The organism is Metamycoplasma arthritidis (assembly GCF_900660715.1).
Taxonomy (GTDB): domain Bacteria; phylum Bacillota_I; class Bacilli_A; order Mycoplasmatales; family Metamycoplasmataceae; genus Metamycoplasma; species Metamycoplasma arthritidis.
Genome location: NZ_LR215047.1, coordinates 627269 through 642752, shown reverse-complemented (window position 1 = coordinate 642752; position 15484 = coordinate 627269). Strand labels below are relative to the sequence as shown.

General features: G+C 31.1%; 11 protein-coding genes and 1 rRNA gene. All 12 read left to right on the top strand.

Annotated features, from left to right (window positions below; genetic code table 4):
- The first annotated feature begins 24 nt into the window (after window positions 1-24).
- The 12 genes from EXC42_RS02550 to rpsD all read left to right on the top strand — a co-directional run bounded on the left by EXC42_RS02550 (window position 25) and on the right by rpsD (window position 15369).
- On the top strand, window positions 25-1986 hold the full coding sequence (locus EXC42_RS02550) for a GGDEF domain-containing protein (RefSeq protein ID WP_012498415.1): 1962 nt from the start codon (window positions 25-27) through the stop codon (window positions 1984-1986).
- On the top strand, window positions 1967-2404 hold the full coding sequence (gene rplI / locus EXC42_RS02545) for a 50S ribosomal protein L9 (protein WP_012498414.1): 438 nt from the start codon (window positions 1967-1969) through the stop codon (window positions 2402-2404). Before EXC42_RS02550 ends, rplI begins: the two co-directional genes overlap by 20 nt.
- Window positions 2405-2427: 23 nt before the next feature.
- A complete protein-coding gene (dnaB, locus tag EXC42_RS02540) occupies window positions 2428-3891 on the top strand; it encodes a replicative DNA helicase (RefSeq protein ID WP_012498413.1) in 1464 nt (487 codons plus the stop codon).
- Entirely contained in the window at window positions 3891-5132 is a 1242-nt protein-coding gene (locus EXC42_RS06385) for a YitT family protein (protein WP_012498412.1), read from the top strand. Before dnaB ends, EXC42_RS06385 begins: the two co-directional genes overlap by 1 nt.
- A gap of 76 nt (window positions 5133-5208) precedes the next feature.
- Window positions 5209-6321, top strand: coding sequence for a YitT family protein (locus EXC42_RS06380; protein WP_129648942.1), 1113 nt, complete (start codon window positions 5209-5211; stop codon window positions 6319-6321).
- 50 nt (window positions 6322-6371) lie between these two features.
- Window positions 6372-6476: ribosomal RNA gene (gene rrf / locus EXC42_RS02525) — 5S ribosomal RNA — on the top strand.
- Between the two features lie 23 nt (window positions 6477-6499).
- Window positions 6500-7354, top strand: coding sequence for a DNA-binding protein WhiA (whiA, locus tag EXC42_RS02520; protein ID WP_012498410.1), 855 nt, complete (start codon window positions 6500-6502; stop codon window positions 7352-7354).
- 102 nt (window positions 7355-7456) lie between these two features.
- Window positions 7457-8650, top strand: coding sequence for an acetate/propionate family kinase (locus EXC42_RS02515; RefSeq protein ID WP_012498409.1), 1194 nt, complete (start codon window positions 7457-7459; stop codon window positions 8648-8650).
- Window positions 8651-8681: 31 nt separating this feature from the next.
- The gene (locus EXC42_RS02510) at window positions 8682-10472 is read left to right on the top strand and encodes an ABC transporter ATP-binding protein (protein ID WP_012498408.1); all 1791 of its coding nucleotides are present in this window, start codon (window positions 8682-8684) and stop codon (window positions 10470-10472) included.
- A gap of 1 nt (window position 10473) precedes the next feature.
- Window positions 10474-12327, top strand: coding sequence for an ABC transporter ATP-binding protein (locus tag EXC42_RS02505; RefSeq protein ID WP_012498407.1), 1854 nt, complete (start codon window positions 10474-10476; stop codon window positions 12325-12327).
- A gap of 129 nt (window positions 12328-12456) precedes the next feature.
- Entirely contained in the window at window positions 12457-14088 is a 1632-nt protein-coding gene (locus EXC42_RS02500; RefSeq protein ID WP_129648939.1) for a hypothetical protein, read from the top strand.
- A gap of 678 nt (window positions 14089-14766) precedes the next feature.
- Window positions 14767-15369 (top strand): 30S ribosomal protein S4, encoded by a 603-nt coding sequence (gene rpsD / locus EXC42_RS02495; protein ID WP_012498405.1) that lies wholly within the window; start codon window positions 14767-14769, stop codon window positions 15367-15369.
- Window positions 15370-15484: the final 115 nt, after the last annotated feature.

Sequence of the window (15484 nt, the reverse complement as noted above, 5' to 3'; positions counted from 1 at the left end):
ATATTAATATATAATATTGATATTATGGTGCGCGATAAAAAAAAGATTGCTATCATCCTTGAGATTATATTTTTATTCATTATCCCAACAATAAGTTTGTTTATTGTGTTTTTCTTCGTTAATCATGCATTGCAAATTTATTTTGGAATCACATATCTCTTTTGAATAATTGCAATTGGAATAACGGGAATTATTAAATACGCCCGTCATATTAGTAGTTTAGGGTTAGTTAACGAAAGTTTTAACTACTACATGGAAAAAGAACTAGCTAATTTTTCGATTGGAATGATCGCTTTTTCAAACGATGGTTCAATTGTTTGAATTTCAAAATTCATCGAGAACAGGTTTGGTAGAAAAATAATTGGCGAAGATATTAAGAAAATTTTTAATATTACCGAATGAAAAAGCACAAATCTAAATTTTGAATTTGAAAAAGACAACTTCTTTTACCAAGTTAATGTTTATTTTGAAGAGAATTTCGTTTCAATTAAAGACATCACCCTCCAAACACAATTGCTTGAAAATTACTTCAACGATCGTTCAGTGTTTGGAAGATTAGAAATTGATAATATTAGTCTATACCAATCAACTCTTTCTGAAGCAGATTTTTTCAAAATTAATGTTAGCGTGCTTGGCATGCTTGACACCCTTTCTAAAAAGTGAAATTTCGTTTATAAGAACTATGAGAATGGAAAATTCTTTTTAATAACAACGCAAAAAATATTGAGTGAATTTGAAAAAAGCAATTTCAACTTTTTTCAAGAACTTGCCAATAAAAAAATCATTAAAAATGCTAATATCACAATTTCGGCTGGGTTTTCATATGGTGCCCTTAGTTTAAATGCTCTTGATGCCCTTTCAAAAGAAGCTTTGTTAGAATCACAAGCTAGAGGAGGTAATCAAACTACTATTAAAACTCAAAATGAGCGTTCTCGTCACTATGGCTCAGAATCTGAAATCGAAATCAATCTTTCAAGAACTAATGTAAATCACATTGCCAAGTTTTTAATTTCCAAATTATCATCAGATGCAATTGAAAAAGTTATTGTTTACGGTCATAAGAACGCTGATCTAGATGCTATTGGAGCGGCGTTTGGAATTTACGCTCTTGCCAAGCATTATGATAAACGTGTGTTTATACAAAATATGACTTATGATGATACTGCTTCACGAATGATTGATCGCATTGAAAAAGATTTACGAAAAGCGTTCATTACTAAAAGACAAGCAACTTCGCTAAATGATGCCAAAACTCTTGTTGTTATTGTAGATACCGCCAGTGAGGATCGTATTGAAAATCCTTCAGCATTCACTAACATTCTTAAAGATAACATCATTGTTCTTGATCACCATAGAATTAACAAAACTCTTGAAAATGTTTATCGTGAAAATGTTTACATTGATTCATTTTCATCATCAGCCTCAGAGATTGTGACTGAGATCATCGCGCTTACGAATAATAGTGAAGCAATTAGTCCAGAAATAGCTCAACTTCTTTTGAACGGGATTTATTTGGACACTAATCGTTTCCAAAAACAAACAAGTTCTAAAACCTTTTATGCAAGTTCATTGCTCCAAAATTGGGGAGCTAAAACTTCAAATGCAGTACATAGCTTGAAAATTAATAAAGAATCATTTGAACTTATTAACTTATTGTTAAAAAACACCCAAGAAGTGAAACCGGGCTATTTTCTAGCTTATACTGATAGAGAAATTCCAATTGATGTTATCTCGATTGCTGCTGATGAAATTCTTCGTGTTGATGGAAGGAAAGCCGCTTTTGTGGTCGCTAAATTGCCAAACAAAAAGGTTTATAAAATGTCAGCACGAGGTATTAACACCAATGTTCAAGTGATCGCAGAAGCCGTTAATGGTGGAGGGCATTTCTCAACCGCCGCCGCTGAAAGCGATGAAGACCTAGACCTATTTATTGATAATATTAAACAAGCAATTTCGGATGTGAAAGATGAAAGTAATAATAATTAAAAATTTCCAAAAATATAAAGTAAATGAAATTATTGAAGTAGCCGATGGCTATGCTAAAAACTTTTTAATAAAAAATGGTTATGCTCAACCTCTTAATAAACAGACTCTTGCTAATCTGGACCGGATTAAAGAAAACATTGCCGAGGATTTAGCTTTGGCGATTGCAGAAGCTGAAGCCCAAAAACAAAAAATTGAAGCCATTGAACTTAGCTTCGCACTAAAATCACATATGAGTGTTGTGCATGGATCCATTACTACTAAAGCAATTACTAAAGAGCTTCTTAAATATGATATTAAGCTTCCAAAAAACGCTCTTTCAGGTGAATCGTACAACACCTTTGGTACTCATATTGTTAAGGTCAAATTACACCCTCAAGTAATAGCAAATTTAATAATTAAAATTCAACTTGAAAAATAATTTAATGAAAGGTAAAAAGTAAAATGGCTACTGACAATAAAATTACTAATAAAGAAATCGCTATCGCCAATAACGAAGCCACATTGCTTGGTTTGTTTTTGCGTGATCCGAATGCTTTTTTAGAAACCGCCGAGATCATTAAGCCAGAAATGTTTTTTTACAAAGAAAATCAAAATCTTTATACTGCCATTAGTAATGTCCATGCGTTGTCTAAAGACTTCGATATTTCTGTTTTTATTGATTATTTAACCAAAAATAAACTAGAAGAAAAAATAACAATCAAAAAATTTGGTTATGATCCTATTGAATATATTAGTTGATTAGTTCAAAACGGAGGGTATTATTCTGAATTAGATCGCTATATTAAAATCCTTGTTGATCGTTTTAAGAGCGATCAATTAAAAAAACTTCTCCTAACAAATATTGATATTATTGACAATAAACCATTTGAAGCGGGCGAATTGTTAAGTAAACTACAACTTGATCTACTAAATATTGATATCTCTGAAGTTAATTCAACCTATGAAAAAATTGGTGCCAAAGCCGATGAAGTAATTCGTAATATCATCTCTAACGAGTGAAATGATACTTCACTTGGACTAACTTTTGGTTTTCAGCCATTAGACGAACTTTTACTAGGGGCAAATCCTGGGGATTTAATTATTTTGGCAGCTCGCCCTTCAATGGGAAAAACTGCCTTCGCCTTAAATATCGCTGCTAATGTTGCCAATAATAATAAAACCGTTTTATTTTTCTCTTTGGAAATGTCAAATGCACAATTAGTTCAAAGAATGATTGCAATCACTTCAATGATTGGAATTTCTAAATTAAGAAAAAACGCTTTAGATGTTGGTGAATGAAAAGAAATACATTGAACTAAAGAACGTATGGCAAAATGAGAAATGTATCTAAATGACAAACCAACTTTGACTTTAACGGATTTAACAACACTTTCACGCCGTTTTGCTCGAAATAAAAAAGTTGACTTAGTCGTAGTTGATTACTTACAACTTATTAGTGATAGTAGCCGTTCAAACATTGAAAATCGTCAACTTGAAGTAAGTAAGATCTCACGGGCACTAAAACAACTAGCAAGAGAACTTGAATGTCCAGTCCTTTCTTTAAGTCAATTAAGTCGTAATGTTGAAAAAAGAGAAGACAAAACCCCAATTTTAAGTGATTTACGTGAATCAGGTACGATTGAACAAGATGCTGACATTGTAATTTTCCTACATCGTAAAGATTACTATACTCGCAAAAAACAAAGTGGGCAAATTGAAAATGACGAGAATACAAGCAATCTTCCCGATGATAGTTCTATGGGTCAAGATTCAATCACTGATGTCATCGTTGCTAAAAACCGTCACGGTGCCGTTGGTGTAGTGCAACTGCTATTTCGGGCTCATGAAAACCGCTTTTACTATGAAGGTAAAAAATCTTCTTTTAATTACACTAATCGACTAAATGTTCCAAAGAAAGGAGAATAATGAAACAAAACCAAAATTCAAGTGAACAACCTAGCTTGCAAAGCGCTAAAAAAACTTCTGAAGCTCTTCAAAAAATTAATCTAAAAAAGCAAAGACGTTTGGAAAAATTAGAAGCTGATCGCAAACTTTACGAACGCATTAATCCTCATAAAATTAATTTATTAAATATTTGGCAAAAATATCCTAAGAAAGTTCTTTGGATGTTTGTTAGTGCACTCTTATATAACTTGGCAATCACTGTCTTTCTAAAAAAAGCTGCCACGATTGCTTCAGGAACATCTTCACTTGCCCAAATTATTACCTTTACAGTGCCATCTACTGAAAACTTTTATGGACTTTTCTATGTATTAATTAACATGCCGCTAATGTTTATTTTTTGAAAACGCAATCCAAGACTTTTCATGGTCTTAACTTACTATTGGATGTTTTTTCAAATTCTTGTTCAATTAGTTTTTATTGAATATAACGGAAGCGGATCTAATCCAATTGTTAACTTTATTAACGAAAAAATTTCAATTTATAATCCGACGGGTCGTCCTGGTGATTATTGAGCTCCTTTTGGCACCAATATTGTTGGTAAAAGTGCTGCGGAAATTGCATCTTTGCCTAGAGGTGGAATGTATGATGGCCAAAACTGACCAATTCTTATTTATGCAATATTAGGGGGTGTTGCTGAAGGCTTTGCTTCGGTGATTGCTTGAAAACAAAGAGGCTCAATTGGTGGAACTTCAGTTATTTCAAATTACATTGCCTATCGTACTAAAAAACCAATTGGCAATACTTTTCTAATTGTTGCTTTATGTTTTTCTAGCTTTTCAACGATTACAATTGGGACCCTTGAATACACTGGCAATGTTGCAAAACACCCATGACTTGAAGGACTATCAGGAACAGAATTACTAGTTAGAATTTGTGGAACTCTAGTTTATTTAATTGTCTTTACTTTATTAGTTAACAAATTCTATCCTAAATACAAAAAAGTTAAAATCGACATTTATACTTCGAAAGTCGAATGAATTACTGAGCACTTTAAAAAAATCAATTATGTTCATGCTTACAACATTTTCTATGGTGTAAGTGGTTATAACCACCGCGAGTTTGGAAGGATTGAAACCATTGCTCTTTATTTAGAAAAAGATGTCATTTTTGATGAGGTTAAAAAAGTCGATCCTAATGCATGAATTTCCACTTCAAATATCCATGATATTAACGGTGTTTTTGACACTTCTAAAATTGATTAATAATCTAACAAAAATTATTAAAAGTGTTAACATTTGTACTAATTATTAAACTAATAGGCTTGAGGAAAAAAATAACATGCGTAGAAAGAAACAAAAGCAAGAAATTAACATTAATTTTGCCAATTTGAATCCTTATGGGGTCAATATCTTTAACGTATGAGTTAAGTTTCCTAAGAAGTTATTTTTTATTTTTCTTTCGGCACTTTTATACAATGTCGGAGTCGCAATCTTTTTAAATAAAGCAGCTACTGTTGCTTCGGGAGTTTCGGCTTTGGTTCAAGCTTTAACTTATACAGTTTCGGCAACTGCGCCATATTTTGCTTATATTTATTTTGCAATTAATCTCCCACTTATTATTATTTTTTGAAAAAAGAATTCCAGTCTCTTTATGGTCATGACCTTATATTGCTTAATTTTTCAAATGGTTGTTCAAAGTTTCTTTTTAATTCCCGCTGTTCACAATGCTTTTGACAAAATTTCATTTTATTATGTTAATTGAACAAAAGATACACCATTTAAAGATTTAATTCCCTGAGATGTTTATGGCACCAACTATCCTCCTCATGTATTGCCTGGGGTGCCCAACCCAACCTGACCAATTATAATTTACGCGATTGTTGGTGGACTAGCGGCCGGGGCTTCTTCAGGACTTGCTTGAAAAAATTCTGGGTCAACTGCCGGTAGCGACATCATTGTTTATTATGTTTCACGAGTTAAGAAAATGGGCATTGGTTTTATTAGCACCATTTTTGCCTTGATAATTGCTGCCTTTTCTGCTTTATTGATTGGGATTTTAGAAGCAACTGGCGTAATAAAAAATCACCCTTGAAATTTAGCTAGTTACTTATTAAGATGCATTTCTACACTAGTTTATATTTTTGTATATAACGGTTTTGTTGAAATTCTTTACCCTAAATATCGCAAAGTTAAAATCGAAATTTATACAAAAAATCCACAAAAAGTTATTGAACACCTTAAAGAAATTAAATATTGACATGGTTACAACTATGTTGATATGACAAGTGGATATACAGGTGAAAACACTACAAAAATCGAAACTATGGCACTTTATTTAGAACAATCAAGAATCAAAGCAGAAATCTCTAACATTGATCCACAAGCTTGAATCGTAGTTTCGACCGTCAACAAAATTTTTGGTAACTTTAACACTTCAAAAATTGATGAATAAAAAATATTAAAAATTTTTACACATTTATTTTTTTTATGTATAATAATACACGTAGCAACCATAACGAAGGGGTTCCACCTGATACCATTCCGAACTCAGCAGTTAAGCCCTTCAGTGCCGACGATACCACTAGGAAAAATAGGTCGTTGCTTTTTTTATTTTTAGGGGGATTTTTAGTATGAAAAGCACCTTTAGTCTAATAATAAAAAACGAAATTATTTCACGAAAGTTAAATGAAAAAGAAAAACTAAATTTGCTTTTCGGAATTTTAGCAACTACCCAAAAAACTGGCGACCTCGTTACTTTGATTATTAATAATAATGAAATCTTAAATTATGTGCAAAACATACTTAGTAGTTTGAAAATTTCTTTTCAAATGCCTCAAAAGAATAAACTGGTTTTTAGCGACGAAGGCCTAAATTTTTTGGGCTGCCCTAAACAACGCGATTATTTTAGTGGGATTTTTTTAATTGGTGGTTCTATTAACGGACTCAATAGTTCAAGCTATCATCTTGAACTTAAGTTTTTAGAGCAAGAAGAAGCTAAAGAAGCTCAACAAATTCTTAATAAATATAATTTCGAATTCAAACTATTAAAAAGAAGAAATTCGTATATTCTTTACATCAAAAAAATTGAAAATATTTGTGATTTTTTAAAAGCAATTGAAGCCTATGAGTCATATTTAAATTTTGAAGAAAAAAAGATTGAACGCGATTTTTCTAACAATATCAATCGTCTAACTAATTTTGATTTTTTTAATCAAGAACGAATTGCTAAATTAAATAGTGAATTTATCGAAAATTTTGAATATGTGAAGTCTCATAACCTTTTTGATAAATTCAGCCAAAACGAACTTGATTTTTTTAAGTATAAAGAAAATAACCTTGATTTAAGTTTACAAGAACTCTCAAAACTTCTTGTTAAAGAAAAAAATCCTAAATCCAAGGGAACACTGCATCATTATTTAAAAAAATTAAAAGATGTTGTTAAAAAGACTAAAGAAGAACATCGAAAAAATCAAAACAAGCACTAAACAGGACTTTGTCAAACTTGCTATTTAGTGCTTGTTTTTTGTTTATAATAAAAATTTTATTATCTTATAATTTAATGAATATACAAATTGAGGTGAAAAGACATGAAGAAAATATTAGTAATCAATGCAGGATCAAGTTCTATTAAGTGAAGTTTGTTTAATGATAAATTAGCTCTTGAAGCAAAAGGCGTGGCCCAAAAAATTAAATTGCCGCTAGGCATTTTAACTCTTGAATATCAAAATCAAAAGCATGAAATTGAACTACCATTGCCTTCTTTTTTAGAAGCTGTTAAAAAATTAGTTGAGCAATGAGAGGAATATCACATTATTAAAGACTTCTCGGAAATTAGTCAAGTCGCTTTTAGAATCGTCAACGGTGGCCCTAATTTACAGGACACTTGTGAAGTAAATGAAAAAACTATTGCTTATTTTAAAGAGGTTCTTGATTTGGCACCAGTTCATAACCCTGGAGCCCTTGAAACAATTTTAGCTTTTGAGAAACTATTTCCACAAGCGAAAAAAACAATGCACTTTGACACTTCGTTTCATAGAACATTACCTCGTGTTGCTTATACTTATCCAATTGATTACGAAATTACTAAAAAGTACTACATCCGTAAGTACGGTTTTCATGGTCTAAATCACCATTACATTGCAAAAAAATCCGAAGAAATTTTTGGTCACAAAGACGTTAATATTGTTAGTTTACATATTGGCAATGGCGCTAGTTTATGTGCTATTGAAAATGGTAAATCAATTGATACATCAATGGGTTTTACACCATTAGATGGTGTAATGATGGGGACTCGTTGTGGTGAAATTGATCCCTCAATCATTCCTTATATTGCCAAGCACAGCGGTATGCAACTAGATGAAATTATGAAAATGCTTAATGAAAAGTCAGGAATGTTAGGTGTTAGCCAAATCTCACCTGACATTAGAGATATTCATAAAGTTAAATCAATTAATCCGCAAGCCCAATTTGCTCTAGATTTATACGTTGAAAAAATTACTAACTACTTAATTAAGTATTTAAATAAAATTCACGGCAAAATTGATGGAATTGTTTTTACTGCCGGCGTTGGTGAAAACGATTCTTATGTACGCTCGCAAGTTATTAAGAAAATCAATTTACTAAAATTGGAAATTGATGAGGAAATTAATAAAGATCGCTCATATAGTGACTATAAACTGATTTCAACTAAAAATAGTGCTTTGCCAATTTATATGGTTCGCGCTAATGAAGAACAGTTCATTGTTACTGAAGCTAAAAATTTCTTTGATGCCAAAAAGTAGATTATTTTCACTAAGAAAAAAGGAGTAAGAAATGTGAAAATTAATGAAGCTACTTCCTACACGCTACAAATGAGGTAGTTTTCTAGCAATACTTTTTACCATTATCCAAACTTTGGGTTTTTTAATGGTTCCTAATTTTTTGAGTGCTTTAATTCAAATTTCAACCAGTCGTGGAACGATTGCAAAAATTGAACTTTTTACTTTTTTTACCATAGAAGCTAATCTCACCGGGATTTCACTTGGGATAATTTCGCTTTTGTTGTTTGCTACTCTTGCAGCTTTACTTGCTACTTATATTGGCGCACGAGTTGCAATTGGCGGAGCAAGAGAAATCAGAAACTATCTTTGAGAACATATTGGCAGTTTGTCGCAAAAAGACATTGATACTTTTACTAATGCTAAAATCTTAACCCGTTTTACAATCGACATCCAACAAATTCAAGAAGGGATTAGATTTTTACTTAGAGGAGCGATTTTGGGTCCTATTAATTTGATTATGGGACTCATTTTGGCATTTTTTACTAATGTTGATTTCTCACTTGTTCTTGTTGTAATTGTGCCAATTGTTGTAGGAGTTTTAATGTGAATGGGTTTAGCAATTCGTAAACCTATGCAAAACGAAAAAAAATTCTCAGATGATATTAATGTTGAATCGCAAGAAGGTATTTTAGGTGCAAAAGTTATTAAGTCATACAACTTAGAAGAAAAAGAAAAAGCCAAATTTCAATTCGCAACTAATAATTTATACAAAGCTTCTTTAAAATCTGGTCGCATTTTTACAGTTGTATTTCAGTTACTAGAAGCCGTATCTAACTTTGCTTCAGCGGCGATTTTAATAGTTATTTACTTTGCTACTAAAAATTTGATTGTTCAGGGCCAAGAAGCAGAATATGCTAAATTTATCAAAGACATTAACACCTTTCTTAACTACATCATTATCGTTATGTGAGGGTTAATTATTTCAGGAATGGCATTCTTTAATATTTGAAGAGCTAGAGTTTCATCAAAACGAATTTTCGAAATTTTAAACAAACAACCAGACATCCCATTTGTGCAAAACGAAAACTATATCGAATCAGGCAAAATTACTTTTAAAAATGTTTCTTTTAGATACTACGAAACGAGCGAAAAAAATATTTTAGAAGATATTAGTTTTGAAGTAAACCCTGGTGAAGTGTTGGGAATTATTGGTCCAACAGGCTCTGGCAAAAGTACAATTGCCAAACTACTAAGTTATGACTATAAAACCCACTATGGTGAAGTTTATATTGATGATAAAAATGTTAAAGAAATTGATAGCTTTTCACTTAAAAAAAGCATTTCTCATGTTTATCAAAAGCCCACAATTTTAAGTGGAACTATTAAATCTAATTTACTTTTTGCTAATGAAGATGCGACCGAAGAAGAAATTTTGAATGCTACAAAAATTTCTTGCGCTTATAACTACATTAGTAAATTTAAAAAAACATTTGGCCATGAAATTGAACAACAAGGCGCTAATCTCTCAGGGGGCCAAAAACAAAGACTTGCCATTGCACAAGGAATTTTGCACAATCCTAAGATTTTAATTTTAGATGATTCTACTAGTGCTCTTGATGCAAAAACTGAAGCGCTAGTTAAAGAAAATATTAAAAAATCATCAAAAGAAAATAAAATGACAACCGTCATTATTGCTCAAAAAATTTCATCAATCATTGATGCCGATAAGATCATTGTACTCGATCATGGAAAAATTTCTGATATTGGCACTCATGATGAATTGATGAAAAATAATGAGCTTTATAAAGAAATAGCCCTAACCCAGATGGGAGGTGAATCTTAATATGCAACAACAAACGCAAAAAAAATACAAGCACATGACTCCTGCTGAGAAAAAAGCTTTCAAAAAAAATGTAGCAGCGGCAAGAAAAGTTAGTATGCGAGATTTGCTAAGATACATCAACTATAGAAAAGGTGTTTTGGTAATTGTTATTGTTTTGAATGCTTTAATAGCAATTTCTAACATTGCCCAAATTTTTGCCGTGGGTTTTATCACTGACCATTTTTTAAGTTGAAGCAACGTTCAACCGGGAACCTTTAGCCCAGCTAAATTTTGAGGTTCAATTGGTGGCCTTCTTGTAGCAATTTTACTAACTTCGCTTCTCACTTATTTTGCTAACATGATTTCAATTAAAGGTAGCCTAAGAGCAGCTTATCATATGCAAAACGACGCTTACAAAGCACTAATGAAGATGCCAATTTCTTATTTTGAAGCACAAAATAGTGGCGAGCTTATGTCCGCACTATCAAATGATGCCCAAAACATTAGTAATGGTGCTTATGTGAGCATTTCACTTATATTCAATGCCGTTTTCACAACAATAATTTCATTAGTGTTTTTACTAGTTCTTAGTCCATATTTGGGAACAATCGTTATTGTGCTAGTTTTAATTTCATTTATTCCAATTTTGATCTTGCTACAAAAAGCTGTTCCGGAAATTCAAAAACAACAAGCTCGTGTTGCTAAATTAAATGGATACATTGAAGAACATCTTGGTGCTCACCATTTAATAAAAGCTTATAGCCAAGAGAAAAATGTTAAAAAAGAATTTGTTAACCGTAACCAACGATTGTTTAAGTCTTCAACTAAAGCCACAATCTACACTTCAATTATTTATCCTTATTCAAATGCTTCAAGCTTTTTGATTCAATTAATTGTTGCCACAATTGGTTGTGTCTTAACACTTAAAGGCATCGGTGCAGGTAATGGCAATGATTTAACTACTGGTTCTTTATTCTCGATATTAATTTATATTAGATTAATGAACTCAAAACTAACTAGTTTGTTTGAAAATATTGGTTCTTTCCAACTGGCAATTGTTTCAACGGGCCGGGTAATGAGATATGTTAGATTAACTCCCGAAGTAAATGAAGATGAACTAGACATTATTGAAGATGCCCAAGGCAATGTAGAATTTAGAAATGTTAATTTCTCATATGACAAAAGTTCAACAAACCTACAACTAAAAAATGCTTCTTTTAAAGCCAAACGTGGCCAAGTATTTGCGATTGTCGGTCCTACTGGTGCGGGAAAAACTACAATTATTAACTTGTTAAGTAAATTCTATTTACCAAATAGTGGCGAAGTACTAATTGATGGTCGTTCTTCGCATGAAATTGATGAGAAAAGCTGACGTTCACAAATCTCAATTGTTCTTCAAGACACTTTTCTATTTAAAAACACTGTTATGGAAAACATTCGTTATGCCAATGAAAAAGCGACTAATGAAGAAATTAAAGATGCCGCTAAAATGTCACATGCTTCTAATTTTATTGAGCAACTCGAAAATGGTTACGACGAAGTTATTTTAGAAGGTGGCTCAAACCTATCACAAGGTGAAAGACAACTCCTTGCTATCACTAGAGCAATTGTGGCTAATAAAAATATCTTGATTCTAGACGAAGCTACTTCTAATGTTGATACCAAAACTGAAAAAATCATTCAAAATGCAATGCTTACTTTAATGAAAGGCAAAACTTCTTTTGTTATTGCTCACCGTCTTTCAACGATTGTAAATGCCGATCAAATTTTGGTCCTTGACGGTGGTGAAATAGTAGAGCGTGGCACTCATAAAGAACTACTAGCTAAAAAAGGTTTTTACGAAAAGTTGTATCATTCAGCTTTTAGTGAAGACTAGAATAATTTTTTAGGCAAAACTTAAAGCATGAACTTAATTGAACTAGGTTCATGTTTTAAATTGTTCATTTTTGGGCTAATGGTCTTTTTGCTTGCCTCAACATTGGATTTTTTGTAAAATTAATAACATATGAAAACAATTAATCAATGATTTACTTATTTTAAAGATAATAAGAAGCAACTTAATAAATTAAAAAAACTTGACAAACAAGGGACTAATGAAAACTTTTTTAAACCAATTAAAACTTTGCGCAATAGTTTTATTGCTAGAAACGGACTAGGATTTAGTAGTTTTAATGAAGCGACAATTAAGCTGCTAAGCCAAGCGTATGTTAACTTGCTATATCAAAGCACTCCTGATTTACAAGAACGTTTTGTTTTAGTGGCTACTGATAGAAAAAATCCCGATTCAATTGCTTTTTTAAACTATATTACTAGCGTTTTGCATGCTAATCAAATTAAAGTTATTAGATATGATAATGATATAGCCATTATTAAACCGTTTTTACTTTTTAGTATGCAAAAAATTAAAACTTTAACTGGGGCGATTTTTTTATCGCAATACTCACATAGTCGGCAATTGTTTGCTCTTAGTTTTTTTAATAGTGAAGGCAATAATTTAAATGCTAAACAAATGTTAAATATTGCTAAAGAATATGACACAATTGATGCCTTAAACATTGAAGTATTTTTAGATACTTCAATTAAGCTAGACAATGAGAAATTGCTAAATGAATACATTGATGAAATTGTTAAGTTTAACTTCAACATTGAAGGAAATAAACTCCTAAAATTAGGAATAATTACCAATATTAATACCAATATCTTCACTAAAAAAATTTTAGGCAGAAATGATATTTCGTACCGTTTAATTAAAAACAAAACTAAAGAAGAATTTCCGCAAAAACTTACCTATTTTAAAAAAGATCTTGATTTTATTGTTAAGTTTGCGAATGACGATAAAAAAGTGGCTTTTTATCAAAAGGATAAAAAATGTCTTTTTGGCACTTATAAATTAGTTGACATCAATCTTTTAATTGCTTGCTATATAACTTTTATTAAAACAAACGGCCCAATGAATGAAGATTTTCGTTTGCCGCATGCTCTCATTAATTCCGAAGCCACTAACACGACCTTGATAAGCGAAATTGCTAAAAAATACGAAATAGCTAACGATGTTAAAACGATATACAACTTAGTTGAACAAAAAAAGTTAGCAAATGCTCTGTATTTTGACGAAAACTCACAAATATATTTTTCTAATTACAACATTTTAGAATACGATCCCGTACTTAGCCTGTCAATTTTTTCAGATATGTTAAATTACTTCAAAACTCAAAACCAAAGTATCGAGGATATTTTTAGTATTGCTACTCAAGGACTTAGTGTTATTAACTTTAACAAGTTTACATACCCATGTTTAATTGAGAATTTAGAGTCATTTGAAACAAAGATCTTTGCTCAAGACAATATTATTAACTTGCCAATCACTAATGTTGAAGATTTAAGAAATCTTGAAAACGACAAAGAGAAATATCTATGCAAATTAGTATTAGGTGAAAACGAATGACTAATTATTAAGTTTTCTAAAGAACTTGCAAGATTAGTGTTTTTTGTTCATGAGATTGAACGTACCAAGAATTATCTTTTTAAGCGATTAAAACGATTCTTTAAATTATTCTGTCAAGGCATGGCAGTGAAGTTTAATCCGGAATTAAGCACATCTTCAATAATTTTAGAATCAGGCAAAGAAAACGACTAATTTTTATATTTTTTAGAAAATAAAAACTAGGAATTTTGGCGTTTTTATTTTTTTGTATTATTTATAGTAGACTTGAAATGTGGAAGTAAAATTCCACAACCCCTAATATTAAACTAGTTTTAAACTATCCCTATTTAAGACTAGCATGTCGTTTTATTTTTATTACTTTTTAACTCCCTTTCTATAAGATATCAAGGTATTTACTCAGACGCTTTAATTTTGTTATCCTTTTTTGATTGGCGATAGTTGAATGTTGTTAAGTTTCATAATTCATAATTGTGTTTTCTAACGTCCAAAAGTTAATGTTATAAATAAAAACTTTGTTACCTCCTTTCTGTTTTTATTATTTTTTAAAGGCTAACTCCTTTTGCCTTGATATCGCTTCTTAGCATATTTGTGAGACCTTCCCTAATACATATATGCTATATAAATAAAAGTTCTATTAAGTCGTATTTTTAAATATAATGATTAAAAAAGGTGGCCACGCCCACCTTTTTGCTTTTATTTTCTAAAATTGTGTAAAATTAGTTTGCATTGACAAACAGCAACATCATCATTTTATAAAGTTTTTTATTTTGTTTTAAAAATTTGAGAGTAAGCAAGCTGTAAGTTCTGAAATCATTAGAATAAAAACCCTATAAAAGAGATGTGTAAGTCTTTGCATATGAAAGGAAAAATATGTCAAGATTTTTAGGATCAATTTTCAAGAAAAGTAGACGCTATGGAATTTCTTTACTAGAAAACAATAAAGAGTTTACTAAAGGTAAAAAACGCACCACTGCACCTGGTCAACACGGTGCTAGAAGAGTAAAACCTTCTGATTATCAACTTCACTTATACGAAAAACAAAAAGTTAGATACATGTATGGTTTAAATGAACGTCAATTCAAACACTTATATTCAATCGCATCTAAAAAACAAGGTGTTACTGGGGTTATTTTACTTCAAATGATTGAATCAAGATTAGATAATTTAGTTTTTAGAGCAGGCTTCGCTCGTACTAGAGCACAAGCTCGTCAATTTGTAAACCATGGTCATTTCACAGTAGATGGACATAAAGCTAACATTCCATCAATGGTAATTAAAGTAGGATCAGTAATTGAAATGAAACCTTCGTTACAAACTAGTCCACAAGTTAAAGATGCCGTTGAAGCAATGACTGTTAGTCCATGACTAACCAAAACCGATTTTAAAGTTACCTTTAATCGACTACCAGAAAGAAAAGAATTTGCTAAAGATATTAACGAAGCATTGATCGTTGAATACTACAACAGACGTTAATTTTTTTAGAGCAATATTGAAAATGTCAAATTTGTGATTTGACATTTTTTGTTATTTATTAAAGTTTTTAAATTAATGAACGTTTTTACCATTAATTAAATTCTTATAAATCCCT